The sequence below is a fragment of the Sphingomonas sp. Leaf28 genome (assembly GCF_001421685.1).
Lineage (GTDB): Bacteria > Pseudomonadota > Alphaproteobacteria > Sphingomonadales > Sphingomonadaceae > Sphingomonas > Sphingomonas aurantiaca.
Map to the genome: position 1 here is coordinate 327,951 of NZ_LMKX01000001.1, position 26,666 is coordinate 354,616.

Here is a 26,666-nt window from a genome sequence, read left to right on the forward strand (position 1 = left end):
ACGATGACGACTATGAAGAGGGAGAGTTCGGTGGAGATCACGCGACGCGACGGGCTGACGATGCTGGGCGGGCTCGCCGTCGCGGCGGGCACCGCCGGGGGCGCGCTCGCGCAGGCCGGCAGCGTGCCCGGTCTGCAGGCGATCGCCGCGAGCAAGGGCATGCGCCTCGGGTCCTGCGTCGCATGGGGCCGCCCGGGCGCGGATCGCGGATCGTTCGCCAACCCGGCCTATGCCGCGCTGCTCGTGCGCGACTGCGGCCTGCTGGTGCCCGAAAACGAGATGAAGTGGCAGGCGATCCGGCCCAGCGCGACCAGCTTCGACTTCACCCATATGGACGCGATCATGGCCTGGGCGGCGGCGAAGCGCCTGCCCGTACGCGGCCACAACCTGCTATGGCATCAGCCTAAATGGATGCCGCGCTGGGAAGAGAAGCATGATTTCGGCGCCAACCCCGCACAGGCGGCGGCGCGGCTGCTCGTCGAGCATATCACCACCGTCTGCGCGCGCTACGGCACCCGGATCGGCAGCTACGACGTCGTCAACGAGGCGGTGAACCCGGCGGACTCGACGCTGTACCAGACCGCGCTGTCGCGCGCGCTGGGCGGTCCCGAAGCCACGCTCGACCTCGCCTTCCACACCGCGCGCACCGCCGCCCCCCACGCCGAGCTCGTCTATAACGACTATATGAGCTGGGAACCCGGCAACGCGAAGCACCGCGCCGGCGTGCTGGCATTGCTCGAAGGCTTCAAGCGCCGTGGCGTCCCCGTCGACTCGCTCGGGGTCCAGTCGCACCTCGTCACGCAGGGCCCCGACACGCGGGCTGCAACGGCTGCGCTCGAGGGCGAATGGCGTCGCTTCCTCGATGCGGTGACCGCGATGGGGTACGGCCTCGTCATCACCGAACTGGACGTTCGCGACAATAAACTCCCGGCCGACATCGGTGCACGCGATCGCGCGGTGGCGGATTTCACGCGCGGCTATCTCGATCTGATGCTGTCCTACCCCTCGGTCCGCGACGTGCTGCTATGGGGACTGTCTGACCGCTACAGCTGGATCGAGGGGTTCGAGCCCCGCCCCGACACGGCGCGGCGCCGCCCCTGCCCCTATGACGACCGGTTCGTCGCCAAGCCCATGCGCGCCGCGATCGCCGCCGCGCTAGCCTCCGCCCCGAAGCGGGCCCCCTCGAACGCCGTCGCCGACGGCCAAGGACACCGCCGATGAGCCGCTGGACCATAGCCCTTCTGGGCGCCTGCCTGCTGAGCGCCAGCGCGGAGGCACGGGATACCGCACACACCTGGATCGCAAGCTGGGGATCGTCGCAGATGATCGCGGACGGCGACAACGCGCTGCCCGCGGATCGCGCGCGCGCGATCACGCTGCGCCAGGTGATCCGGATCTCTGCAGGCGGGACTCGCATCCGCGTCCGGCTGTCCAACGCGTTCGGGACCCGGCCTCTGGTGATCGGCGCCGGTCATGTCGCCCGGAGCGTAGCGCCTGCGACCAGCCAGATCGCCGGCGGGATGCGGCTGACCTTCTCGGGCCGCGCCGACGCCGTCATCCCCGCGGGTGCCGAACTCTATTCCGATCCCGTCGCGCTGCCGGTCGCAGCCGGCGCCGATCTCGCCATCAGCCTGTATCTGCCCGAAGCCGCCGCGCCGCAGACCGGCCATCCAGGCGCGCGCGCGATCAGCTACACGCTCGCGGGCGATCACGTCGCCGACGCCGATCTGGCGGGCGCCGCGCAGGCCACGCACTGGTACGCGCTCGCCGATCTCGAAGTCTCGGGCCCGGCGACCGCCGCGACGATCGTCGCGATCGGGGACTCGATCACCGACGGATACGGGGTCAAGCCGAACCGGAACACGCGCTGGACCGATGTCCTCGCCGAGCGGTTGCGCCAAGCGCCACCATCGCGCGGCATCGGCGTCGTCAATGCCGGGATCGGCGGCAACCGGATCCTGCTCGACGGGCTGGGCCCCAACCTCATGGCGCGGTTCGATCGCGACGTCATCGCGCGCAGCGGCGTCCGCTGGGCGATCCTGCTGGAAGGCGTCAACGACCTCGGCGTCCTAACGCGCGAGGCCCCGGCGACACCGGCGGCGCATACCGCGCTCGTGACGCAGATCACCACCGGCTACACCGAACTCGTCGCGCGCGCGCACGCGCACGGCATCAAGGTGATCGGCGCGACGATCATGCCGTTTGGCGGCAACGACTATTATCACCCCGGCCCCGCGACCGAAGCCGATCGCCAGGCCGTCAACGCGTTCGTCCGCACGTCGGGCGTGTTCGACGCGGTGATCGATTTCGACCGCGTGATGCGCGATCCGGCACAGCCCATCCGGCTCGACCCCGCAGTCGATTCGGGTGATCACCTCCACCCGTCCGAAGCCGGGTATCGCCGGATGGGCGAGGCCGTGCCGCTGGCGCTGTTCAGATCGCCACCGCATACAAAGCGTGATGCGTCAGCACATACAGCGTCCGCCCGTCCTCGCCGCCGATGACGAGCTGCAACGGGCGGTCGGGCATGTCGATACGGCGTAGCGGCGTGCCATCGGCGGCATAGACGAACACCTGCCCGTTCGCGACATACAGCCGCCCACTGCCGTCGCGGACCGCGCTCTCGCCGCCACGCTCGGCGATGACCTTCAGGTCGGTGACTCGCCCCTGGTCGCCGACGAGACCGTCATAGGTCCGGTTCTCGGACGCGTTGGTCAGGACGACGCGCGCACCCGGCGCGGCCGACACCAGCCCATAGGCGTCGAGCGTATCGGACCAGCGCCAGCCCTGGTGATCGTCGGGCCCCTGGTTCCAGACGCGAAACGCGGGCAGCGCCAGCGATCCGTCGAGCGATCGATATTCCTGCGGCTTGGCCTCGCCCATCTTGGTCGCGAACAGCTCGGCCATCGTCGGATAGTGGTAGGTCATGGGATCGATCCGGTCGGCGAATTCGCCGTTCGCCCACACGTTGCCGGGAAGCAAAGTCGCCGCGGGCGTCCCCGAGACGGGGGTCGGCGCAATGACCCGGATCGAGTCCGGCCTGGCAGGATCGAGGCTGTAGACGGTCGCATCGCGCCCGGCCGACGACAGCACGAGCAGATGTCCCGATCGATCGACCGCAAGGCTGACCGCATCGCTCGGCGCATCCGCGACGATCGAGAGCCCGCCCGTGTCGGTCCAGCGATAGATCCGCTGGAAATGCCGGTCGATGAAGTAGAAGTCCTTCCCCCACCAACACCCCCCGCCGATCGAATAGAAGCCGTCCGCGAGTGTCCTGATCCCCGGCGACACCGGCGGCGGGGACAGGGGCGCAGCGTTCGCGAGCGGCGGCGGCACGTCGAGCCGCGCAAACTCGCGCTCGCGCACCTCCTGCCGCCGAGTCATGTCCTTGATCGCGTTTTCGAACGGATATTTGCTCGCGCGCAGATACGTGCCGCAGCCTTTCGCGTCGCAACTCGCAAACCCGCTTTCCGCATTCACGTGCACGTTGCGGAATCGAATGTCGCCCGACCCGTACAGCTTCACCGCGGCGTCCATCGGCTTGATCGACCGCGTGACGCGATACGCGTGGTAATTGGCGAACAGGATGTTGCGCGAATCCCGGATCTCGGTCGAGATCGCGTCGACCCCGTCGCGCACCTCCTGCTCGGTCTGCGGCGCGAGAAACTCCCAATTCTCGACATGGTCGAGGACGATTTCCGCGCGATAATGATGCTCGGCGGACAGCTGGTACACATGCCCCGGCGTCTTGGTGTTCGATACGTGGAAGCCCGCCGACGCCAGGGTGTTGGGCGACCAGATCGCCGCAAACGTCCCCCCGCCGCCATCCGTCACCCAGATGCTCGGCGACTGGCCGTCGAAGCGCGCCCGCGGATCGCCGAAGCCGATCGGGCTTCCCTTGGTCAGCGCGGTGCCGCCGCCGCCCTGGATCTTGACGTCGTTGACCATCGACGTCTCGCCCGCACGCCACAGCAGCGCGGTCGCCCGCGGATTGACGCCGCCGGTCCACAGGCCGAGCCCGGAGACGATCGCATTGCCCCCGCGCGCGCTCTCGACCAGCGCCTTGGGCGCGCCGACACCCGCATAACCCGGCGTCTGGTCGACGAGGTAAAGATGCGTCAGCCCGGGGTGGAGCGCGATCAGCACGCTGTCGGCGCGCAGTTTCACCGTGTCGGACACGCGGTAGCGGCCGGTGGGGAAATAGAGCACGCGGTGCGTATCGATCGCGCGTTGCAGCGCGGCGGTGTCGTCGGTCGTGTCGTCGCCCTTCACGCCCAGATCGCGGACATTCGCCCAGTCCTTGACCGGCGGCAGCGCGCGGATCGCCGGCGCCGCGCGCGCAGGAACGCGTGCCATCGGCGCCATCGTCACATCGGTCGCATAGTCTCCGATCTTGCCGAGCCCCGGCAGTTTCAATCCATAGGAGAAATCCGCCACGCGGTAGCGCCGCCCGGCCCCTGCCACGGTCTTGCCGCTCTCGCGGAACCGGACGAAGGTCGGCGTATCGACCGCGGTGGCATTGTCGAAACCGATCTGCGTGAAGACGCTGTTCTCCGCCGAGACGATCACGCCCGCCCGCGAGACATTCGCGAACCGCACGTTCTTGCCCCACAGCGAATCCGAATAGCCGCGGTCGATCTCGATGCCGACCGGTGTATCGCGGATCGCGACGTTGACCAGAGTCAGGTCGACCTCATGCTCGCGGATCGCGGCCTCGCGCTGGCCCTGGAATTCGGAATCGATCAGCGTGAACTGCCAGGCGGGCGAGGTCTTTTCGGACATGATCCCGTAGCGACCGCCGAAGAACCGCAGATCCTCGAACTCGTTGCCCGCCTGGTAGACCCCGGCAAGCCCCGAGCCGATGTGGAAATCGACATGCCGCAGATAGCCGTGCTGCGCGACGCGGAAGCGCACCGCGACCGCGCCCGCATTGCCCTCGCCGATCCGGAAATCGATGTTCGACAGCGCGGAATAGAAGGTGCTTGAGGTCGCATCAAAGATCGCGGGATCGAACGGTACGCTGGTAGGAGGCGGAACCGGCGCCTTGCCGACCTTGTATTGATCCTCGCCGGTAAAGCTCAGCATCGCCGCAACGCCCGATGCGTAGCCCGCGCTGTTATCGCCCAGGACAATCTCGGGACGGGTCGGCCCGATCCCGAAGATTCGGACCGCCGACCGGACGAAGATCGTGCGGCTGATCCGGTACCGGCCCGACGGCAGGAACACGACGCCGCCCTGCCCGCCCCCCTGTCCACCCGCCGCCGCCGAGTCGATCGCCTGTTGCAGCGCGACGCTGTCGTCGGCGCGACCGTCGCCGACGCCCTTGACGGTCACCGCACGCGGATCGTCGGGGCGGGTGAGATAGACCGAACTCGTCTTCGCGAACGCCGCGACGGGGGACAGCAGCGGCAGCAATGCCGCGCCGCCCAGCAGCCATTTCATGGTCATGGTGATCCTGTCCCCCGCTTGCGGGCCGTGATTGCGGAAACTCGATGTAGCGGTCGCTGGCCCGGTCGCCGGGACCGTTCAGGCGGAGCGCAGCACCAGCGTCTGCGCGACGATCGCCACCTGCGTGCGATTGCGCACGTTCAGCTTGCGCATCAGCGCGGTCATGTGCGCCTTGACCGTCGCTTCGGCGATGCCGAGATCATAGGCGATCTGCTTGTTGAGCAACCCCGAATGCACGCCGCGCAGAACCTTGATCTGCGTCGGGGTCAGCTCCGGGGCGCGCGTCCCGGCGGCCGTATCGGCAGGTGCGCGCAGGGGTCGGTAAGCATCCCGAACAGTCGCTTCCATGATCATCCTCCACTGTTTCGGCTCTTGTGCCGCAGCTTTTCGCTCCGCGGTCTGACGCCGCGACAGCAAGGTCCAAGCTCCCGATCCGCCACTCTGCTTTTTACAGATTCGGTTGGACAGGTTTATACTATGCTCCGCTCTTTATAGCGCTATCAAGCCTTTTCTGATGGCAGTTCGCGAATAGCTGTCCTACAGATTGACTCTACTCGACAGGCGAACACGCCGTCAGATCGCGGGGAAGGATGTCGATGTCGCCACCATGCAAGCGCCGCGTACGAACCGGGGATAGGCGCCGATGATCGGCGGCGATCTGAGGCTGATCGTTGCCGCGCTGTCGGGAATCCTGCTTGCCGTGCTGATGATCGTCCGCGGGCGATTGCATCCGTTCATCGGCCTGTTGTGCGGCGCGTTCACCGTCGGCTTATTGGCCGGGCTGCCGCTGCCGGACGTCGCCAAGGCGGTGCAGAAGGGCGTCGGCGACATCGTCGGCGGCACCGGGCTGGTCGTCGCGCTGGGGCTGTCGCTCGGCGCGATGCTGCATCTGTCGGGCGCCGCCGCGTCGCTCGCCAAGGGCGCGCTGAACCTGACCGGCACGCGCGCCGCACCCTGGGCGACGCTCGGCATCGCGATCGTCATCGGCTTGCCGCTGTTCTTCGAAACCGGGCTCGTCCTGCTGCTGCCGATCGTCGTGGCGGCGGCGGAGGAAATGTCGGCGATGTCCGCAGGCACGAGCGATGCCGCGCGCGACCAGGCCAAGCTGCGGCTGATCATGCCCGCGCTCGCAGGGCTCGGCGTCGTGCACGCGCTCGTCCCGCCGCATCCCGGCCCGCTGCTCGCGGTCGAGGCGCTGGGCGCCAATCTCGGGCTGACGATGCTGTACGGAATCCTCATCGCGATCCCGACCGCGATCGTCGCCGGCCCTGTGCTGGCGAAGTTCACGACCCGCGGCGTGCGGCTGGCATCGCCCGTCCTGCGCGACACCGGCCTCGGAATCGCGACGCCCTCGCGGATGCTGTCGCTGGTGATCGTGATGCTGCCGGTCGTGCTGATCGCCACCGGCGAGCTCGGCCAGATGGTCCCGGCCTGGAAGGGCGCGCCGGGGCTGGTTGCGGCGAGCAATCCGGTCGTCGCGCTGCTCCTGACCAATCTCCTCGCGCTGCCGGTGCTGTTCGGTCGACGGCTACGCGAGTCGGCGATCCAGGAGGCCGTCTGGCATGAGACGATGGGCGCGGCCGGCGCGATCCTGCTCGCGATCGGCGCAGGCGGCGCGTTGAAACAGGTGCTGGTCACCGCCGGCCTGTCCGACCTGCTCGCGCGGACGGTGATGATGTACGCGATATCGCCGCTGCTGCTCGGCTGGCTGGTGGCGGTCGCGATCCGGCTCGCCGCGGGCTCGGCGACGGTGGCGACGATCACCGCGGTCGGGATCATGCCCGGCGTCGTGGCAAGCTCGGGCGTATCACCCGAACTCGTCGTGCTGGCGATCGGCGCGGGGTCGGTGTTCTTCAGCCATGTGAACGATCCCGGTTTCTGGCTGGTGAAAAGCTATGTCGGCACCAGCACCGCGGACACGTTCCGCACCTGGTCGCTGCTCGAGACGGCGATCTCGGTCGTCGGCCTCGCGCTGGTGATGGCGCTCAGCCATGTCGTCTGACGCAGCCAGGAGCCGCTCATGACCGAATTACGGCTCGCGGATCGCGCCTATACGGCGATCGTCCGGATCATCACCGACGACAAGTTGGCGGTCGGCGATCGCCTCCCGTCCGAAGCGCAACTTGCGACGATGTTCAGTATGTCCCGAACCATAGTCCGCGAAGCCCTGGCGAGGCTCGCGTCGGACGGGATCACACAGGCGCGGCGCGGCGCGGGGTCGTACGTCAAGCGGCGCCCGTCGGAGCGCCTCGGCACGCACATGCCGATGGATGCACTGGCGACGACGCTCGGCACCTACGAGGTGCGGTTCGTGCTGGAGGCGGAAGCGGCACGGCTGGCCGCATTACGCCGGTCGCATCATCAACTCGAGGCGATCGAGCGTGCGCTGGAAGCCCTGCGCGGTGCGCTGCTGTCGAATGCGCCGGCGCATGACGAGGACTGGATTCTCCACCGCACGATCGTTGAAGCTACTGCGAACGCCGCGTTCCTGCTGGTGTTCGACCATCTCCACGAAGAGGTGATGCGGATCCTACGCGCCGGCGTCGACATCTCCCGCTCGCGTCCGCCGGAGGTGATCGGTGCGATGATGGAGGAGCATGACGCGATCGTCGAGGCGATCCGCGCGGAGGATGCGGACGGGGCAGCGCTGGCGATGCGCTGGCATTTGTCGCAGGGCCGCAAGCGCCTCATGCCCTGACGCGTGCCGGTGCGCCGCGTCAGCCGGGCGGCTGCGCCGACCCAGGGATGGTGATCCCCAGCCACGTCAGCACGTCGCTGCCGAGCGCATCCGGGGTCCGGCCCGCATCGAGCATCAGCGCGTTTTCGTCCGCTGTCGGCCGCTCGAGCGTTGCGAGCTGGCTGTCGAGCAGACTTGCCGGCATGTAATGCCCCGACCGCGTCGCAAGTCTGCGCGCAATTTCGGCGGGCATCGTATCGAGCAACACGAACGACAACGGCACAGCGGAAGCCGCGGCCAGACGCTCGCGATAACTGCGTTTGAGCGCAGAACACGCGGCCACCGCAAGGCCGTCATGGTCGGCCTGCGCGCCCAGCGCCGCTTCGCCGAGCGCTCTCCCGAGCCGATCGAGCCAGGGCCACCGGTCCGCATCGTCGAGTGGGTGACCCGACTGCATCTTGGCGATGCTCGCCGGCGCATGGAACGTATCGCCTTCCAGCAAGGGGCAGTGGAGCTGCTCGGCCAGATAGGCCGCCAGCGTCGATTTGCCGCTGCCGCTCACGCCCATGACGACGATGCCGCGCGCGTTTCCGGAAATCTGTCGTTCTGCTTGCACCACGCACCCTCATCGACTGCTCCGCGCCACCGCTATCGGGCGGCGACGGGGGCTTGGCCATTACGACCTTTGTCGCAGTCGTCCTAGCCCGCGCGACCGCAGAGGACGGCCGCACGCGGCGATACGGGGCGAAGTGCGACCTTGGTCGTAGATGCCGCGCGGGCTGCAATGCCGTAGACCGCTGCCGACACGATGGACGGACAAGGCCGGAGAACCGGCTCGTACCATGCGCATGGGGGATGGACGGATGACGATGGCCATACGCGACCCGCGGATTTTCGGACGGATGGATGGTATCGCTATCAGCCTTATTGCGCTCGCGGCGGTCCTAGCCTGCGCGCCAGTCTCGGCCCAAACCGCTACCCCGCCCCCTGCCCCGGTCAGCGATCAGGCCGCGGGCACGCCGGCGCCCGCCTCCGTCAGCGACATCGTCGTCACCGGTACGCGCATCACGTCGAGCGGCTTCAACGCGCCGACGCCGACGACAGTGATCGGCGAGGAACAGATCCTCAAGAACGCGCAACCCAACATCTTCACGACGGTGGCGCAGTTGCCGTCGCTCCAGGGCTCGACCGGCGCCAGCACGGGGACGTTCAGCACGTCGAGCGGTGCGCAAGGGCTGAGCTCGTTCTCGCTGCGTGGTCTCGGCACGATCCGGACGCTGACCCTGCTCGACGGCCAGCGCGTCGTCGGCGCCAATGTGACGGGCGTTCCCGACATCAGCCAGTTCCCCCAACTCCTCATCAAGCGGGTCGACATCGTCACCGGCGGCGCGTCCGCATCCTATGGGTCGGATGCGGTCGGCGGCGTGATCAACTTCATCACCGACACGAAGTTCACCGGGTTCAAGGCGAACGTCCAGACGGGCGTGACCACCTATGGCGACGATGGCCAGTTGTTGGTGCAGGCCGCGGTCGGCAAGAGCTTCGCGAACGACAAGCTGCACGTCATCCTGAGCGGCGAATATGCCAAGGAACAAGGTGTCGGACCCGGCAATTTCGGCGAAGACCTTGCAGGCAGCCGGGACTGGTACCGGGCGACGACCTTGGTCGACACGGGCATCCGCAACAATGGCTCGCCCCAGTTCCTGTACCGCGACCACGGCCAGGCCTATCAATACACCAAATACGGCCTGATCAGCGCGGGGCCGCTGCAAGGCACGGCGTTCGACGCCAACGGCCAGCCGTTCGCGTTCCAATACGGGTCCAACGGCGTTCCCGCGAAGAACGCGGCGGGGACGGTCACGGGATGCTATGTCGGTTTCTGCGTCGGCGGCGACCAGTCGGGTCATGTCGGCTCTGGCACATCGCTGCAATCCGCGATCCAGCGCCTCAACGGCTATACCCGCATCAGCTATGACGTCGCGCCCGATATGGAGGTCTACATGACCGCCAACGTCGCGCAGGTGAAGACGCACAATCAGCCCAACCCAGGCGCCTCCAAGACCGGCCTGACGATCCAGTGCGCGAACCCCTATCTGCCCGCCTCGATCTCGGCCGCCTGTGCCGCGAACGGCATCACCACGTTCCAGTACGGCCTGAGCAACGCGATCCTGCCCAACATCCAGGTCAACACCGACCGCCGCCAATATCGCTTCGTCGGGGGCCTGAAGGGCAAGGCCGATCTGATCGGGACGAGCTGGACCTATGATGCATCGTACGAGCACGGCACCAACATCACCGACATCAACGTCGATAACGTCAGCCTGACCGGCCGTTACAACCAGGCGATCAACGCCACGCGTATCAACGGCCAGATCGTCTGCGCCGATGCGGTCGCACGTGCCGCCGGCTGTCAACCGATCAACATCTTCGGCGGCGCTACGCCGTCTGCCGGCGCCTTGGCCTACATCACGCCGGAAGCCGGTCCATTCCAGCATACCAAGCAGACGCAGGATGCCGCCGCCGGCAGCATCTCGGGTGAACCGATCACGCTGTGGGCAGGCCCCGTCGCGCTGGCAGCCGGCATCGAATGGCGCCGCGAATTCTACCGCGTGAACGCCGATCCCTACGGCGCGGGTGTATCGAGCATCAGCCCGAATTCGGCGCTGTATCCAAGCGATCCGAACCTGAACTCCACCGTCGGCAGCAACTGGTACGCCGGCAATTACAAGAACGGGACGGGCCGATACACCGTGCTTGAGAGCTTCCTCGAGCTCAACCTTCCGATCCTCAATTCCGAAACGCTGGGGCGCGCGAACATCAACGGGGCCGGACGCGCCACCCGCTATTCAACCTCGGGTGTCGTCTACGCGTGGAAGGTCGGCGGGACATGGGAGACGCCGCTCGACGGGTTCCGCCTGCGCGCGGTGACGTCGCGTGACGTGCGTGCGCCGAACCTGTCGGAGCTGTTTGCGGCACCGACCACGACGACGGTCCCCAACTTCACCGATCCGTTCCGCAATACGCAGGTGCTGATCATCCAGAACACCATCGGCAATTCGGCGCTGCGTCCCGAGATCGCGCGCAGCACCGAGGCGGGCATCGTGTTGTCGCGGCCGAAATGGTTGCCGGGGCTCAGCCTGTCGTTCGACTATTACGACATCAAGGTGAACGACGTCGTGTCCAGCCTGTCGGCGGCGCAGATCGTTAACCTGTGCTTTCAGGGCAATACGGATACCTGCAGCGCGTTCAATCTGCAGAACACCGCCGGACCGAACTTCGTCAACGTACAGTCCTTCAACCTGGCATCGATCAAGACCAAGGGCTTCGACATCGAGGGCAGCTATCAATGGCGCCAGCCGCTGGGGATGGACGGCACCTTCTCGGTCCGGGCGCTGGCCACCCACGTCATCAAGTTCGTGACCGATCCTGGCCTGCCCGGCACGATTCCGGTCGATACGGCAGGCGCGAATTCCGGCGCGACCCCCGACTGGAAATGGCTTGCAACCGAAAGCTATGACAACGACCGATTCAGCATCACGCTGCAACAGCGCTGGTTCAGCGAGGGCGTGATCGGTCATCAATATGTGGTCTGCCAGGCCGGCAACTGCCCGGCGTCGACCGCCAACAATCCGACGATCGATTACAACAGGATGAAGGGAGCGTTCTACTTCGATGTAGGCGGTGCCTTGAACGTTACCAAGCAGGTCAGCATGTTCTTCAAGGTCGACAACCTGTTCGATCACGATCCCGAACCTTCGCCGCAGACCAATACGGGGCTCGACGTAAACCCCGCGCTCTACGATACACTGGGTCGGTTCTATCGGATCGGCGTGCGCGCACGGTTCTGACACCGGATTACCGGATTTCTGCCACTCTCATGCCGGGCCAAGCTCCATGACCATTGCACGACGCGACCTCATTCTCTCTGCCGCCGCGCTCGTGATCGGTGCCGGCAGTGCGGCGGCGTTCGGCGCGACCCGGCCCGATCGCAAGCTCGGCTATGCGATCGTCGGGCTCGGGTCTTACGGGCTCGACGTCATCATCCCACAATTCGCCAATTGCGCGCACAGCCGGCTGGCGGCGGTCGTCAGCGGGGACCCCATCAAGGCGCGGCGCGTCGCGGCGGCGCACGGCCTGCCGGATAGCGCGATCTATTCCTACGAAACGTTCGATTCGATCCGCGACAATCCCGACGTCGACATCGTCTATGTCTGCCTGCCGAACGCGTTGCACGCCGCGTACACGATCCGCGCGGCGAAGGCCGGCAAGCATGTGCTGTGCGAAAAGCCGATGGCCGTCTCGGTCGCGGAATGCGAGGCGATGATCGCGGCGTGCAAGGCTGCGAACCGCAAGCTGATGATCGGCTATCGCTGCCATTTCGAGGCCTATAATCTGGAGGCGATGCGGCTGGCGCGTACGGGTGCCGCGGGCAAGATCCGCTACGTCCGGTCCGAGCACGGCTTCGTGCAGGGCAACCCGGCGAAATGGCGGTTGAAGCGGGCACTGTCCGGGGGCGGATCGCTGATGGACATGGGCATCTATAGCCTTCAGGCCGCACGCTACATGATCGGCGAAGAGCCGATCGCGGTGACCGCGCGCGAATCCACCGACCGCCGCGACCCGCGCTTTACCGAGGTCGAGGACATGCTCGACTGGACGCTGGAATTCCCCTCGGGCGCGCTGGCAGGGTGCCAGTCGATGTACAGCGCCAACCAGAACCGCATCCTGTTGATGGGCGACGCCGGCCGGATCGAGCTGGAACCGGCAACGCGCTATGACGGCAACCAGATGTGGGTCGGGAAGGACGGCCGCGAGCGCGCGATCCTGCCGCCCGGCGGCCCAGGCAAGACGCAGTTCGCGGGCCAGCTCGATCATCTCGCGAATTGCGTCAGCAGCGGCCGCGAGCCGATCGTTTCGGGCGAAGAAGGCCTGCGCGACATGCGGATCGTCGAGGCGATCTATCGATCCGCGCGCGAGGGGCGGACCATCCGCCTGGACGGCCGAGCATGATCGCGCGGGTGCTTGTGACGCTGCTGGCGTTCGGTTCGACCGCCGCGATGGCGCAGACGACGGATCCGACCGCGTTCGCGTCGGGTGCCGATGTGACGGCGCAGGTTGCGGCGATGGCGAAGGCGATGAAACCGGGGCAAGGCTTTGCGTGGCAGCCGTTGGTGCGCGACGGCGAGACGGTCGCCGCGCTCGAATATTGGAAGACGCCGGGGCGCCCGGCCGTGCATCCCGATCAGGCCGAATATGCGATCGTCATCGCCGGTGCGGGGACGTTGATCTCTGGCGGAACGCTCGAGGCTGCAAAACCCGTCAAGCCGGACCTGACCGAGGGCGACCGCATCATCGGCGGCACGACCCGGACGCTCAAACCCGGCGATGTCATGCTGATCCCGGCAGGGGTACCGCACTGGTTCGGCATCACGGGTGGCCGACTGGTGCTGCTGGGCACCAAGCTGCCGGTTCGCCGCTGAACTCAGCCCTGCCAGCCGGCGCGCAACGGCAGGCGGAGAACACGGTCGTTCGCGGTCAGGTACAGCACGCGCCCCTGCTCGCCGAATGCGCAGTTGGCGATCGGGGCTCCGGTGGAAATCAGCCCGAGCGGTTCGGCATCGGGCGTCAGGATCATCATTCCGCCCGGCACCGAGCAGACCATCGTGCCGTCGCGCGCGACCTTCATGCCGTCGGGCAGGCCAGCGCCGCCGCGCGCGTGCATCGGTTTGAGATCGAGCCAGAGGCTGGGCGTGCGGGACTCCAGATCATAGACCATGATGCGCGGTGCCGCCTCGTCCGAGACCGAGACGTAGAGCCGGGTTTCGTCGAGCGAGAGCGCGATCCCGTTGGGGCGGGTGAGGCTGTCGTCGAGCAGGTCGACGCCGCCGCCCGGGGTCCAGCGATAGACGCCGTTGAAGGCCATCTCCTTGTCCGGCGACGCATCGCCGCCGACCAGCCCATAAGGCGGATCGGTGAAGTAGATCGCGCCGCTCCGCGCGACGTGCAGATCGTTGGGACTGTTGAACCGTCGGCCGCGGTACCGGTCGACCAGCACGGTGCGGCGGCGGGTGGCGAGATTGACTCGGTCGATCGAGCGACCGCCGCTGTTGGCGATCAGCAGCCCGCCCTCCCGGTCGAGCGCGAGGCCGTTGGCGCCGGGCTCGCGGACACGGGCCGGGTCGGATCCGACGGCCCCCGAGGGATCGAGGAACGGCGTCGCAGGCCCGCCGCTGCGCCACTGCCGGACGATATTGGCAGGCGGATCGGAGAAGAGCAGATACCCCCCTGCCTCCACCCACACGGGTCCCTCTGCCCAGCGGATCCCGATGGCGATCGTCTCGATCACCGCATCGGGCGCGATGATCCGATCGAGCGCCGGCGACATCCGTGTGATCCGCGGCACGACCGCCGGAGCCGCCGCCATTACGGGTCCTGCGGCGCCGAACATCGCCAGCCCGCCGATCAGGACGCTACGCCGGTCGACCGCAGGGCCATGCGGTGGCGCGGGCGCGCGGTGCTCCGGTCCTGCTGGTCCCCACGGCATGGTCGACATCCTCCGCGTTGCACTTGGTAGCGCTATCGCTCAAGAGACATGGATAAGAGCGGGAGGATGACGGTGTCGATACCAAAATGCGGATATGCCGCAGCACTAGCGTTGAGCGCAATTGTGACCGTCCCGGTTTGGGCGGCCGATGCGCGGACGATTGCGATCGACGCGTCGGCCCGGACAACGCCGCGCGACCGGATGGCGGAACTGTCGGTCGGTGCCGATTTCCCCGGCACGCTGCAGCGCGAGGACAGCCTGGCGCAACTCGCCACCGTCCAGAAGGAACTCCGCTTTCGCTATATCCGCTTCCACAACGTGTTCGCCGACCAGCTGGGCGTGTACCGCGAGGTGAACGGCGCGCCCGTCTATGACTGGCGCAAGATCGACACCCTGTACGATCGCCTGCTTTCGCTGGGCCTCAAGCCGTTCATCGAGCTCGGCTTCACCCCCGATGCGATGAAGACGTCCGACCAGACGATCTTCTATTGGAAGGGCAATACGTCGCATCCGCAGCCCGAAAAATGGACCGCGCTGGTCGACGCGTTCACACGGCACCTTGTCGACCGCTACGGCGCGAAGGAAGTTCGCAGCTGGTATTTCGAATTCTGGAACGAACCCAATCTCGCCGGCTTCTGGCAGGATGGCGACCAGGCCGCCTATTTCGACTATTACGGGCGCACCGTGCGCACGATCAAGGCGATCGACCCCGCGTTGCGCGTCGGCGGCCCCTCGACCGCGGGGGCAGCCTGGGTCCCCGAATTCCTGGCCTATGCGAAGGCGCAGGCGTTGCCGGTCGATTTCGTCAGCACGCACACCTACGGCGTCGAGGGCGGTTTTCTCGACGAGAAGGGCGAAGGCGACAACAAGCTGTCACGCGATCCCGATGCGGTGGTGAAGGACGTGCGTGCGGTGCGCGCGCAGATCGATGCCGCCGGTCGGCCCGGGCTGCCGCTGTTCTTCACCGAGTGGAGCACCAGCTACAATCCCCGCGATCCGATCCACGACGATTATCTCGGCGCGGCGTATATCCTGGGCAAGCTGAAGCGGACCGAAGGCATCGCGCAGGGCATGAGCTACTGGACGTTCAGCGATCTGTTCGAGGAACCCGGCCCGCAGACCAAACCGTTCGAGGGCGGCTTCGGGCTGATGACGCCGCAGGGCGTGCGCAAGGCGACCTGGTTCGCGTATAAATACCTCGCCGAACTGGGCGACCGCGAGCTGCCGACTGGCGACGACCAGAGCATCGCGGCGATCAAGGGGCGGACGATCCAGCTGCTCGCGTGGCGCGACGTTTTGCCCGACCAGCCGGTGAGCAATCGCCCGTTCTTCTCCAAGGTCCGCGTTCCCGCGCGCGCGGCGCCGATCGATATGAAGGTCGGCGGCCTGACGCCCGGATCGTACCGCGTGACGGTACGCCGCACGGGCTTTCGCCAGAACGACGCCTATACCGCGTATCTCGAGATGGGCCGTCCGACAGTACTGACCAAGGCACAGCTCGCACGGCTGCAGACGACGACGCAGGATCCGCTGATGACCAGCACGGTGCGTGTCCATGCCGACGGGACGGCGACGCTGGACCTGCCGATGCGCGATCATGACGTGGTGATGGTCGAACTCACACCGGCCTAAACCCTGCGCTGGCGCGGCACGCGCGGACACTTTCGTCATGTTCGGGGATTTGGTTGCCAAGTTGCGCGCGCATGACGCGCGCGCATGTAGCAGGAGTTCGCCATGCTCATCGATCTTTCCGGCAAGACCGCACTCGTCACCGGCTCCACCGAAGGCATCGGTTTCGGGATCGCGCAGGGGCTCGCGCAGGCGGGCGGGACCGTCATCGTCAATGGCCGCACCCAGGCGAAGGTCGATGCGGCGGTCGAAAAGCTCGGCGGCGATGCCCGCGGGGTGGCAGCCGACCTGGGCAACGTCGAGGGCCATGACGCGCTCGTCGCTGCGGTGCCCAACGCCGATATCGTCGTCAGCAATCTCGGAATCTTCCATCCCGCCGATTTCTTCGACGTCGACGACGCGACCTGGGATCGGCACTGGCAGGTCAACGTGATGGCCGGCGTGCGGCTGGCGCGCGCCTATCTGCCGGGGATGGCGGCGAACGGCTGGGGTCGCCTGCTGCTGCTGTCGTCCGAAAGCGCGTTCAACGTGCCCGTGGAGATGATCCACTACGGCGTCAGCAAGACGGCCGATGTCGCGCTGGCCCGCGGTCTCGCCAAGCGGATGGCGGGCACCGGCGTCACCGTCAACTCGGTGCTGCCGGGGCCGACGCTGTCCGAAGGCGTCGAGGCGATGCTAGAGGACGAACGCGCAAAGACGGGCAAACCGATCGACGAGGTTGCCGCGGCGTTCGTGCAGACTCACCGCCCAAGTTCGATCATCCGCCGCGCCGCAACCGTAGAGGAGGTCGCGAACCTGGTTGTCTACCTCGCCTCGCCGCTCGCCTCCGCCACCACGGGCGCCGCGATGCGCGTCGATGGCGGTGTGCTCGACACGCTCTGAGACTGGAGGCACAGCGCCGTGGACCAGTTTCTAGCCGCCCTTGATCGGCTGCCGATCGGCTATAGCGAAGGCCGATATGCGGGGCATCGCTGGGGCGTGACGCTGGACATGGCGGCGGATCGCCGGCGATGCTGGCTATGGGGCGAGCAGCTTGGCGGGACCGGACGGGTAAGCTTCAATCTCTATCGGCTAGCGGACGGGCCGGTGCTGCGTCCGTGCGAGATGCCGGCCGAAACGGTGATCGCGTTCGTGCTGGCGTACCGGCCCGATCCGGATCTCATCACGCCACCGCGGCCAGCGGTCGGTCGATCCGGTTCGGCGCCCCGACCGACTTCTGATATGCGCCTTGCCGATCGTTCGCGCTGCATTGGCGGGATCGATTGCTCTACCGGGATGATCGCGACGTGATGAAGACTCTTTGCCGTTTTGCTGCCCTCACCTCGGTCGCGGCGATGGCCCCGGCGCAGACGGTACCCCCACCGAAGGTTGCGGCGGAGGCTGCAACCGCGCGGTCACCCGCGGACGTGTACGGCGCGCTGTTCCGCGCAGTGCAACAGCAGCACGTGTTCGCGGACGGCAAGACGTTCGTCGATGCCGTGCCCAAGCGTTCCGCCGACACGATCATGGCAGCCTATGCGCGGACCAAGCCTTACGGCCCCGCCTTGAAGGCGTTCGTGCTCGCCAATTTCGTCGTGCCGGGCGAGAATGATCGCGGCTCGGGCGATCTCCGGACGCATGTCCGCGCGCTTTGGCCGCAACTGGTACGCGAGCCGGTCATACCCGTTGTGGGCAGCTCCGCGCTGCCGCTTCCTGCCCGCTATGTCGTGCCCGGCGGGCGCTTTCGCGAAATCTATTACTGGGACAGCTATTTCACGATGCTGGGGCTGAAGGCCGATGGCCAGCAACTGCTGGTGGAATCGATGCTCGACGATTTCACGAGCCTGATCGAGCGGTATGGGCATATTCCGAACGGCACGCGGACCTATTATCTCAGCCGGTCGCAGCCGCCTTATTACGCGCTGATGCTCGATCTTTCGACCAACACCGACCCCGCAATCGCGAAGCGGCGGCTGGCGGCTTTGCGCACCGAACACGCCTTCTGGATGAAAGGCGAAACCTGTGCAGCCGGCAGGCTCGCGTGCCTGCGCGTGGTGCGGATGCCCGACGGCAGCGTGCTCAACCGCTATTATGACGACCGCGACACGCCGCGCGACGAATCCTTTGCCGAGGACGTCACGACCGCCGCCAAGGCCGCCCCCCGTCCCGCCGGGGCGACGCAGCGCGATCTGCGCGCCGGCGCGGAAAGCGGATGGGATTTCAGCTCGCGCTGGCTACGCGATACGCAGTCGCTGACGACGATCCACACCACCGACATCGTCCCCGTCGATCTCAACAGCCTGATGTTCGCGATGGAGCGCGCGATCGCCGCGCGCTGCCGCACTGCAGGCGACGGGGCGTGCGCGTCCGCGTTCACGACGCGCGCGACGCAGCGCCGTGCCACGATCGACCGCTATCTCTGGCAAGCGACGACCGCGCGCTATGCGGACTGGGACCTGTCGACCGGCAAGCCGACCGGGAGCGTCAACGCCGCGATGCTGCACCCGCTTTTCGTCGGGCTTGCCTCGCCTGCGCAGGCAAAGGCGGTTGCAAAGACGGTGCGCCGATCGCTGGTCGCAGAGGGCGGGTTGCGCACCACGACGCTCAAGACCGGGCAGCAATGGGATGAGCCCAATGGCTGGGCGCCGCTGCAATGGGTCGCAATCGCCGGGCTCGACGCCAATGGCGAACCAGCACTTGCCAAGGACATTGCGCGCCGCTGGATCGGCACGGTCGGCGCGGCCTATGCGGAGACCGGCAAAATGCTCGAGAAGTACAATATCGAGCAGCGCACGCCCGGCGGTGGCGGCGAGTATCCGGTGCAGGACGGGTTTGGCTGGACCAACGGCGTGGCCAGCGCGATCCTCGACCGCTATCGCGAACTCGCGGCGCGGGATGCAAACCCGGGGAAATAACGGCGATCAGCGCGGTGGTGGTGGCCGGACGAAGATGTCGGCCGCGGAGGGCACTACGGAGTCGGGGCCAGACGGCATGCGACGCCATCCGGTGCGCAATATCGCGAAGGTGGCAGCGGCAACGACCAGCGCGATTGCAAGTCCGGCCGCGTAAGGCCGCTCGCGGGTGCGGTCATCCGAATCCCATACGCCGTCCCAGTCCTCGTCGGCGCGCGGGTGGCGGGGTTCGTCCAATTCTGTGTCGTAGTCGCTATAGTCCATCCGGTGCGGCCTCTTTCCGCGGCGGTAGGGCGATTGTCCGGCGCCTCGCTGGCACCCGGTATCACCGGTCTTTACATTATCGAACGGGCCGGCGAGGGGCATCCCCCGCCGGCCGCACGATCACTTGCCGCGAAGCGTGTTGATCAGCGCGATGCCGAGCACGCCGGCGACCGCAGCTGCCGCGAACGGACGCTCCTTGGAGAACTGGCGGACATAGTCGACCAGCGGGCGGACGTTCTCTTCGACGACGTCCTTGGCCTGGCCGACGGTCTTCTGAACCGTGCCGCTCAGCTGATCCGCGACGCCTTCGCTCTTCAGCGCTGTATCGCCGGTTGCGGTGCCGAGCGTTTCCTTGGCCTTGCCGCCGAAATCGGTTGCGGCGCCTGCGAGCGTGTCGGTGTTCATAGATCGTCTCCTTGGATGTTAACGGACCGAAAAAGCTTCGATTATAAAAGCTTCGTTCGGGGATGCAGCGTGTCGGTAACGTCGCGGGCGTCATTACGATCCGCGAACGATCCGGATTAGGGACGGTTCACCGCATCTCCGCCGACGATTAGCCCGCAGCCCGGCTGAGGATCCGCGAAAGCTGCTCGACCGAATAGGGCTTGTGCAGCAGTTCGAACCCGTGCGTGCCGTCCTGCGCCAGCACGCTGCTATAGCCCGAGGTCAGCACCACCGGCAGCGTCGGATGGGACTCGCGGATCGCCTTGCCGAGTTCGATGCCGTTCATGCCCGGCATCATCACGTCCGAAAAGACGATGTCGAACCGGGTCGCATCGGCCGCGAGTTCGGCGAGCGCCTCCTGCGCGTCCGCCGCCCACACCGTGCTGTAGCCGAGCTCGGCGAGCGACTGGGTCGTGAAGGTGCCCACTTCGGCATTGTCCTCGACCACCAGGACGCAGGTACCGTGCCCATCGGCAAGGCCCTCGCCCGCAGCGTCGACCTCGGCCGGTGCCGCCTGATCGACCTGGGGCAGATAGAGCGTGAAGACCGTGCCGCGCCCGACCTCGCTCTCGACGGTGATGTCACCGCCCGATTGCTTGGCGAATCCGAACACCTGGCTGAGGCCCAACCCGGTCCCCTGCCCCACCATCTTGGTGGTGAAGAACGGCTCGAAAATGCGCTCGAGCGCGTCGGGTTCGATCCCCGAGCCGCTGTCGGATATCGCGATCGCGACGTAGCGGCCCTCGACCGCGGGGTGCGAGCGGACCATCGGGATCAGCCCGGTCGAGCGCACCGTGATATCGATCCGCCCGGCCCCGTCCATCGCATCGCGCGCGTTGATCGCCATGTTGACGAGCGCGGTATCGAGCTGGCTGGGGTCGACGCTGGTAAAGCACGGCGATTCGGGGAGATCGATCGAGATGACGATCCGCGATCCGGTCAGCGTGCCGAGCATGTCGGAAATGACGCGCAGGGACTGACCGACGTCGATCACCTCGGGCTGGAGCGCCTGACGGCGTGCGAAGGCGAGCAGCTGGCCGGTCAGCTTGGCCGCGCGATCGGCGGTATCGGAGATCGCGTCGATATACCGCTCGCGCCGTTCGGGGCTGAGATCGGGGCGTTTGAGAAGATCCGTGGCCGAACGAATCACGGTGAGCAGATTGTTGAAATCATGCGCCACGCCGCCGGTCAGCTGGCCGACCGCCTCCATCTTCTGCGACTGGCGCAGCGCGTCTTCGGCGGTCTGGAGCTCGCTCGTGCGCGCCGCGACCTGCTGTTCGAGCGAGGCGGCCAGCGTGCTCAGCGCCCGTTCCGATCGACGCCGCTGCGTCGCGATCCGGGTCCGTTCGGCGACTTCGCGGATGAACACGACTTCGTCCGCCCGCCACCGCCGCGCGCTGGCCGAGCCGATATACAGCATCGCGACGAGCGCGCCGTTTTCCATGACCGGCATGTTGATGATCGCGCGCGCGTCGAGCGACTCGAGCGCCGCTGCGGTCGTGACGGTTCTGGGATCGGTCCGCGCATCCTCGACGCACACCTCCTCGCCGCGCTTTAGATCGTCGATGTACGACCCATAGCTGCGCAGCGCGAAGGTACCGGCCAGAGGGGCTACCTGCGGTGCGCTCCAGTCGCGGACGATCGTCACCGTCTCGGCGGACAGGTCGATCTCGCCAAAGCCCGCGCGACTGGCCTCCAGCGTGCTGCCGATGATCCGCGCCGCCGCAAACGCGATGTCGTCGGGCTCGTCGATATCGCGGAACACGTCCCCCAGCTCGACGAGCCCGGCGCGCATGACCTCGTTGCGCTGATGCTCGGTAATATCGGTCGAGACGCCCGCGATCCGCAACGCCTCGCCCTTGGCGTTGTAGAAGGGCTGGCCGCGCGACGCGATCCAGCGCACTTCGCCATCCGGGCGCCGGATCCGGTAGACGACGTCATAATCATTGCCTTCGGCGATGCAGCGGCGCGCTTCCGATGCGCTCTTCTCACGGTCGTCGGGATGGATCGCCTGCAACCGATCTTCATAAGTGAAGGGCTGGTCGATCGGGCGGCCGAAGATCTCCTTGCAGGTTTCCGACGCGATCAACTGGTGGCTGACGATGTCGAGCGTCCAGGTGCCGAACCGCGCCGCCCGGAGCGTGAACGACAATTCGCGCTCCTGCTCCTTTTGCAGCCTCAGTCGATCGGTCAGCTCGGCCATCAGCGATGCATTGCTGGTCTCGAGCCCGCGCATCTTGTCGCGCTCGATCGTCACATCGACCTGGCTCGCGAAGAAATAGGCGAGCACGCCCTCGGTATCGTAGACCGGTGCCAGCAACAGCCGGTTCCAGAACAGTTCGCCGTCCTTGCGGTGGTTGCGGATGTCGATCTCGAGCGACTGGACCTGGCGCACGGCGTCGCGGATCGTGGCCACCGTCGCGGGATCGGTTTCCGGCCCCTGGAGAAACCGGCAGTTGCGCCCGAGAATCTCTTCGCGCGTATAACCGCTCAACCGGCAGAACGCGTCGTTGGCAAACACCACCGGATTGTCCGGCAAGCGCGGATTCGTGATGATCATCGGCATCCGCGTCGCCCGCACCGCCGCGACGAACGGATCGGTGCCGACGTCGTGACCCAGCACCTGCGCCGCGATGCGCTCGGCATCGGCGGTCAGGATCGGGGGGGTCTGGGCAGCAGTGTCGGTCGTATCGGTCAAGGCTGCCTCGATTGTAGCTAAGCCTCTGACATCTAGGCCGCGCTCGCCACCGCCGCAACGCTGGAACCGCGGCGGCACGCGATGCTGCGCGCTTGTCACGAGCGGACGGGACGGCGCCATGTGTTTCCCCCTTGCCTCGCCCGGCGGCAGCGGCATGGGTACACCGATGACCCACGCCGCAAAACTCACGATCCACTACCAGGGCACCGAGCGACGCCCGCTGATCGCCATCGACGATTTCTGGCCGGACCCGGAAGCGTTGCGTGAGGATGCCGCAAGCCTGCGCATGACCAGCATCGGGCCGCATTATCCCGGCGTGCGCGCGGCGGTGCCGGCTCGCCTGGCGGAGACGATGCGCCGGCGGATCGCGCCGCTGCTCGCCGAGCATTTCGCGCTCGACCCCGCGCCGGCGGTATCGGAAAGCTATTATTCGCTGGTCACCACCGCCCCCGCCGACCTCGCGCCGATCCAGCGGCTGCCGCATTTCGATGGAGTCGAGGCACGCCGCATCGCGGTACTGCTGTTCCTCGGCCACGGCGAACAGGGTGGCACCGCCTTCTACCGGCAGCGCGCGACGGGGTATGAGACCGTCGATGCGTCGCGGCTCGACCGCTACAGGGCAGCGCTCGACACCGACGTGCGCACGCACGGTCTGCCTGACGCGGGCTATATCGCCGGCGACACGCCGTTGTACGAACGGATCGCGGTGCAGCCCGCCGTCTTCAATCGCGCGATCGTCTATGCGGGGAACACGCTGCACTGCGCCTATCTGCCCCCCGAGGTCGCGCTGCATACGGATCCGCTGGCGGGGCGGCTGACGCTAAACCTGTTCCTGTTCGACGACTGAGAGCGCGCGCGCCCACGTCACGCGCACCGCTGGCGCGTACGACGCTGACATCGCTGTGAATACGTATGCTGGTTTCTTCTGTTACGACCCCGAGGGCGATACAGCATCCCCAGGACAATCGACGCGCCTGAACGACGTCGAGGACACTGACAAACAGCGTTGAGGATGCGCGGGACCCGTCTCGCCGAAGGGGATTTCATGAGCAGTTTCAAATCATACCGCGCTCTCGCGACGTTCGGCCCGACGACGCACACGCGCCTAGCACTTCGCGTCAGCGCCACCGCGCTCGCCGCCGCGCTGATCCTGCCCGGCCAAGCTGTCTTCGCGCAGGTCGCGCCGTCGAGCGTAACGCCGGGGACCGCGAACGCCAACCCGACCGCAGCTGCACAGGTCGATGCGGTGACCACCGCCGCCGAACCGACGCCGCAGCCCGCCGACGCGGTGCCGGCCACCCCGCAGGACGCACCGGCACCCGAAGCAGCGACGCAGGACGACGCACCGGGCGGCGGCGAGATCGTCGTCACCGGCATCCGTGCCGGCCTCGAATCCTCCGCCAAGATCAAGCGCCAGTCGGTCCTGATCGTCGACTCGGTGTCGGCCGAGGACATCGGCAAGCTGCCCGACGTGTCGATCGCAGATTCGCTTGCGCGTCTGCCTGGCGTGACTGCGCAGCGGCTTGAAGGCCGCGACCAGCGCCTGTCGATCCGCGGGCTCGGCCCCGATTTCTCGACCACGTTGCTCAACGGCCGCGAACAGGTGACGACCGGTGACAATCGCGGCGTCGAGTTCGACCAGTATCCGTCGGAATTCTTCAAGACCGTCAACGTCTACAAGTCGGCCGACGCGTCGCTGATTGCGGCGGGCGTCGCCGGCACGGTCGACCTGCGCATGCTGCGTCCGCTCGACCAGGCACACCGGGTCATCGCGGTCAGCGCACGCGCGCAGATGAACGGCATCGACAAGCTCAATCCCGACGGCACGCGCTACGGCTATCGTGCGTCGGCGACCTATGTCGACAAGTTCGCCAACGACACGCTGGGCATCGCGATCGGCGTATCCGCAACGCAGACGCCGTCGCAGAACGAGCGCTACAACGCGTGGGGCTATAGCGGCACCGGCACCGCGAGCGACCCGTACCTCGTCAACGGCGCCAAGCCCTATGTCCAGTCGAACAAGCTGAAGCGCTATGGCGGCGTCGCCACGATCGAGTGGCAGCCGTCCGACACGTTCCATTCGACCTTCGACGCGCTGTATTCGCATTTCGAAGAAACGCAGATCCTGCGCGGCATCGAATTCCCGCTGGCCGGCCAGCTGACGACGCCGACGTCGCCCAACGGCACGACGGTGTCCGGGGTGACCGTCAGCAACGGCTTTGCCACGGGTGCGACGTTCAGCAACGTCTTCGCGGTGCAGCGCAACGACTATAACCAGCGCAAGGCGGACAATTACTCGTTCGGCTGGAACAACGACCTCAAGCTGACCGATACGATCCACCTCAACGTCGATGCGAGCTGGAGCCGCGCGGACCGCACCGACTTCCTGCTCGAGACGAACACAGGCACCGGCTTTGCCAAGAGCGGCGCGGCGGACACCGTCACCGTCAAGCAGAACGGCAACGGCACCTACACCTTCGCGCCGATGCTCGACTACACCAACACCAACATCTTCAAGCTGACCGATCCGCAAGGGTGGGGCAACAACGGCAATCAGCCGGTGGTCCAGACGGGCTTCCTCAACAGGCCTAGCTTCAAGGACGATCTGAAGTCGCTGCGCGCCAGCCTGAACGGCGAGTTTTCGGACAGCGTCGTCAAGGGCTGGGAAGCTGGCGCCAACTACAGCCAGCGCAAGAAGACCAGCGCGTACACGTCGTACTTCCTCTGCCCGAGCGGCGGCGGCACCAACTGCACCGTCGCCAGCGGAACGCCGCTCAGCGGCAACGTCCCCAGCGAGGCGCTGCTCGGCTCGAACGTGGCACTCGACTATCTCGGCATCCCCCAGATGCTGACGCTCGATCCGCTGTACCTCTACAACCAGTCGTTGACCTCGGCGTTCGACGGCCGTCCCTCGGCGCTCGTCCGCGACAATGTCGTGCTCGAGAAGATCTGGACCGGCTATGCCAAGGTCACGATCGACGGCCTGGTCGGCGACAAGCCGCTCAAGGGCTCGATCGGTGCGCAGGTGGTGCATTCGGACCAGAGCTCGACCGGGCAGATCGCCAGCGTCGTCGGCGGCGCGGTGACGATCGCCCCCGTGACGCAGTCGGTGAAGTACACCAACTTCCTGCCCTCCGCGACGATGTCGGTCGAACTGGTGCCGCTGGGCTTCGTCAAGGTCGGCGCGTCGCAGACGATGGTGCGCCCGCGTCTCGATCAGGAGCGCGTCACGCAGGACGTCGCGATCAACCTGACCAATATCGGCCAGACGCCTGCCGGGCTGTTCCCGGTGTTCACCTCGACCGGCGGCAACGTCAACCTGAAGCCCTATCAGTCGACCAACGTCGATCTGTCGTTCGAGAAGTATTTCGCAGGGGGCGGCTATGTCGCGCTGTCCGGCTATTTCAAGCACCTGACCGACTTCGTCGACCCGAACAACTCGCTGCCCTATGACTTCTCCGCGCTGCTCCCCGCACTGACCGCGGCGCAGCAGGCGCAGGTGATCGCGGCGGGCCAGACGACCGGCAACGTCTCCTCGCCCGCCAATACCGGTCGCGGCGAAGTGCTCGGCGTCGAGGCGACCTTGTCGCTGCCGTTCAAGGCGATCACGTCGGCGCTCGACGGGTTCGGCATGTTCGCGAGCGGCAACTACACGCAGTCGACGATCAAATATGGCAGCAACCCGACCGAGGCGATCACGCTGCCCGGCCTGTCCAAATACACCGCCAGCGGCACGATCTATTTCGAGAAATGGGGCTTCCAGGCGCGCGCGAACTATCGCTACCGGTCAAGCTTCCTCGCCGAGGTCGCGGGTCTGTCGGCCAACCCGACCTACCGCACCGCGCGGTCGGAGGGCATCCTGGATGCGCAGATCGGCTATGAGTTCCAGTCGGGGCCGCTCGCGAACTTCTCGATCCTGGCGCAGGCGAAGAACCTGACCGACCGGCCGTTTGTGACGTACCAGAACGACGATCCGCGCCAGGTTATCGATTACCAGCGCTATGGCCGCGATTACTATGTCGGCATCACCTACAAGTTCTGATGCCGATAGCGGGGCGGTCGACGCCGCCC

20 protein-coding genes are annotated in these 26,666 nt (G+C 66.7%); 13 read left to right on the top strand and 7 right to left on the bottom strand.

Translation table 11 applies throughout. The annotated features are described in order from the left end of the window. Positions 1–12: 12 nt before the first annotated feature. Together ASE79_RS01545 and ASE79_RS01550 are read left to right on the top strand one after the other, a co-directional pair. Complete coding sequence (locus ASE79_RS01545; protein ID WP_056411167.1) at positions 13–1,221, top strand: endo-1,4-beta-xylanase; 1,209 nt, start codon at positions 13–15, stop codon at positions 1,219–1,221. After that, positions 1,218–2,504, top strand: coding sequence for an SGNH/GDSL hydrolase family protein (locus ASE79_RS01550; protein WP_056411171.1), 1,287 nt, complete (start codon positions 1,218–1,220; stop codon positions 2,502–2,504). The genes ASE79_RS01545 and ASE79_RS01550 overlap by 4 nt, the downstream gene beginning before the upstream one ends. On the opposite strand, the gene ASE79_RS01555 is transcribed toward ASE79_RS01550, so the two are convergent. Both ASE79_RS01555 and ASE79_RS01560 read right to left on the bottom strand, forming a co-directional pair. Continuing rightward, positions 2,434–5,448, bottom strand: a complete 3,015-nt coding sequence (locus ASE79_RS01555; protein ID WP_200910299.1) for a glycosyl hydrolase family 28-related protein — start codon at positions 5,446–5,448, stop codon at positions 2,434–2,436. The genes ASE79_RS01550 and ASE79_RS01555 overlap by 71 nt on opposite strands. Before the next feature lie 78 nt (positions 5,449–5,526). Further along, complete coding sequence (locus ASE79_RS01560) at positions 5,527–5,796, bottom strand: helix-turn-helix domain-containing protein (RefSeq protein WP_235516711.1); 270 nt, start codon at positions 5,794–5,796, stop codon at positions 5,527–5,529. 295 nt (positions 5,797–6,091) lie between these two features. Between ASE79_RS01560 and ASE79_RS01565 the strand changes: the two genes are divergently transcribed. Both ASE79_RS01565 and ASE79_RS01570 read left to right on the top strand, forming a co-directional pair. After that, entirely contained in the window at positions 6,092–7,450 is a 1,359-nt protein-coding gene (locus ASE79_RS01565) for a GntP family permease (RefSeq protein WP_056411173.1), read from the top strand. Positions 7,451–7,468: 18 nt separating this feature from the next. Further along, entirely contained in the window at positions 7,469–8,146 is a 678-nt protein-coding gene (locus ASE79_RS01570) for a FadR/GntR family transcriptional regulator (RefSeq protein WP_056411175.1), read from the top strand. 19 nt (positions 8,147–8,165) lie between these two features. On the opposite strand, the gene ASE79_RS01575 is transcribed toward ASE79_RS01570, so the two are convergent. Further along, positions 8,166–8,741 (bottom strand): gluconokinase, encoded by a 576-nt coding sequence (locus ASE79_RS01575; RefSeq protein ID WP_416354494.1) that lies wholly within the window; start codon positions 8,739–8,741, stop codon positions 8,166–8,168. A 247-nt stretch (positions 8,742–8,988) separates the two neighbouring features. On the opposite strand from ASE79_RS01575, the gene ASE79_RS01580 reads away from it, so the two are divergent. Genes ASE79_RS01580 through ASE79_RS01590 form a run of 3 tightly spaced genes read left to right on the top strand, consistent with a single transcriptional unit; the run spans position 8,989 to position 13,605 of the window. Beyond that, on the top strand, positions 8,989–11,973 hold the full coding sequence (locus ASE79_RS01580) for a TonB-dependent receptor plug domain-containing protein (RefSeq protein WP_056411182.1): 2,985 nt from the start codon (positions 8,989–8,991) through the stop codon (positions 11,971–11,973). Between the two features lie 46 nt (positions 11,974–12,019). Then, positions 12,020–13,135: a Gfo/Idh/MocA family protein gene (locus ASE79_RS01585; RefSeq protein WP_056411184.1), complete on the top strand. Its 1,116-nt coding sequence runs from the start codon at positions 12,020–12,022 to the stop codon at positions 13,133–13,135. Next, positions 13,132–13,605 carry a cupin domain-containing protein gene (locus ASE79_RS01590; protein ID WP_200910300.1) on the top strand — a complete coding sequence of 158 codons (474 nt, stop codon included), beginning with the start codon at positions 13,132–13,134 and terminating at the stop codon, positions 13,603–13,605. The genes ASE79_RS01585 and ASE79_RS01590 overlap by 4 nt, the downstream gene beginning before the upstream one ends. Before the next feature lie 2 nt (positions 13,606–13,607). Here ASE79_RS01590 and ASE79_RS01595 read toward each other — a convergent pair whose 3' ends face one another. After that, entirely contained in the window at positions 13,608–14,669 is a 1,062-nt protein-coding gene (locus tag ASE79_RS01595; RefSeq protein ID WP_235516712.1) for an SMP-30/gluconolactonase/LRE family protein, read from the bottom strand. Between the two features lie 123 nt (positions 14,670–14,792). Between ASE79_RS01595 and ASE79_RS01600 the strand changes: the two genes are divergently transcribed. The 4 genes from ASE79_RS01600 to treF all read left to right on the top strand — a co-directional run bounded on the left by ASE79_RS01600 (position 14,793) and on the right by treF (position 19,192). Further along, positions 14,793–16,301, top strand: coding sequence for a GH39 family glycosyl hydrolase (locus ASE79_RS01600; protein WP_321163314.1), 1,509 nt, complete (start codon positions 14,793–14,795; stop codon positions 16,299–16,301). A gap of 102 nt (positions 16,302–16,403) precedes the next feature. After that, complete coding sequence (locus tag ASE79_RS01605; RefSeq protein WP_056411187.1) at positions 16,404–17,180, top strand: SDR family NAD(P)-dependent oxidoreductase; 777 nt, start codon at positions 16,404–16,406, stop codon at positions 17,178–17,180. A gap of 18 nt (positions 17,181–17,198) precedes the next feature. After that, positions 17,199–17,588 (top strand): hypothetical protein, encoded by a 390-nt coding sequence (locus ASE79_RS21350; RefSeq protein WP_200910301.1) that lies wholly within the window; start codon positions 17,199–17,201, stop codon positions 17,586–17,588. Continuing rightward, entirely contained in the window at positions 17,588–19,192 is a 1,605-nt protein-coding gene (treF, locus tag ASE79_RS01615) for an alpha,alpha-trehalase TreF (protein ID WP_082444999.1), read from the top strand. The genes ASE79_RS21350 and treF overlap by 1 nt, the downstream gene beginning before the upstream one ends. A 6-nt stretch (positions 19,193–19,198) precedes the next feature. On the opposite strand, the gene ASE79_RS01620 is transcribed toward treF, so the two are convergent. The 3 genes from ASE79_RS01620 to ASE79_RS01630 all read right to left on the bottom strand — a co-directional run bounded on the left by ASE79_RS01620 (position 19,199) and on the right by ASE79_RS01630 (position 22,595). After that, positions 19,199–19,453: a hypothetical protein gene (locus ASE79_RS01620; RefSeq protein WP_056411188.1), complete on the bottom strand. Its 255-nt coding sequence runs from the start codon at positions 19,451–19,453 to the stop codon at positions 19,199–19,201. A 120-nt stretch (positions 19,454–19,573) separates the two neighbouring features. Next, the gene (locus tag ASE79_RS01625) at positions 19,574–19,858 is read right to left on the bottom strand and encodes a CsbD family protein (protein WP_056411191.1); all 285 of its coding nucleotides are present in this window, start codon (positions 19,856–19,858) and stop codon (positions 19,574–19,576) included. Positions 19,859–20,006: 148 nt separating this feature from the next. Further along, positions 20,007–22,595 (bottom strand): PAS domain-containing protein, encoded by a 2,589-nt coding sequence (locus ASE79_RS01630; protein ID WP_056411193.1) that lies wholly within the window; start codon positions 22,593–22,595, stop codon positions 20,007–20,009. A 166-nt stretch (positions 22,596–22,761) separates the two neighbouring features. On the opposite strand from ASE79_RS01630, the gene ASE79_RS01635 reads away from it, so the two are divergent. Both ASE79_RS01635 and ASE79_RS01640 read left to right on the top strand, forming a co-directional pair. Further along, on the top strand, positions 22,762–23,442 hold the full coding sequence (locus tag ASE79_RS01635) for a DUF6445 family protein (protein ID WP_156359546.1): 681 nt from the start codon (positions 22,762–22,764) through the stop codon (positions 23,440–23,442). A 198-nt stretch (positions 23,443–23,640) separates the two neighbouring features. Further along, entirely contained in the window at positions 23,641–26,637 is a 2,997-nt protein-coding gene (locus ASE79_RS01640; RefSeq protein WP_056413176.1) for a TonB-dependent receptor, read from the top strand. Positions 26,638–26,666 lie beyond the last annotated feature (29 nt).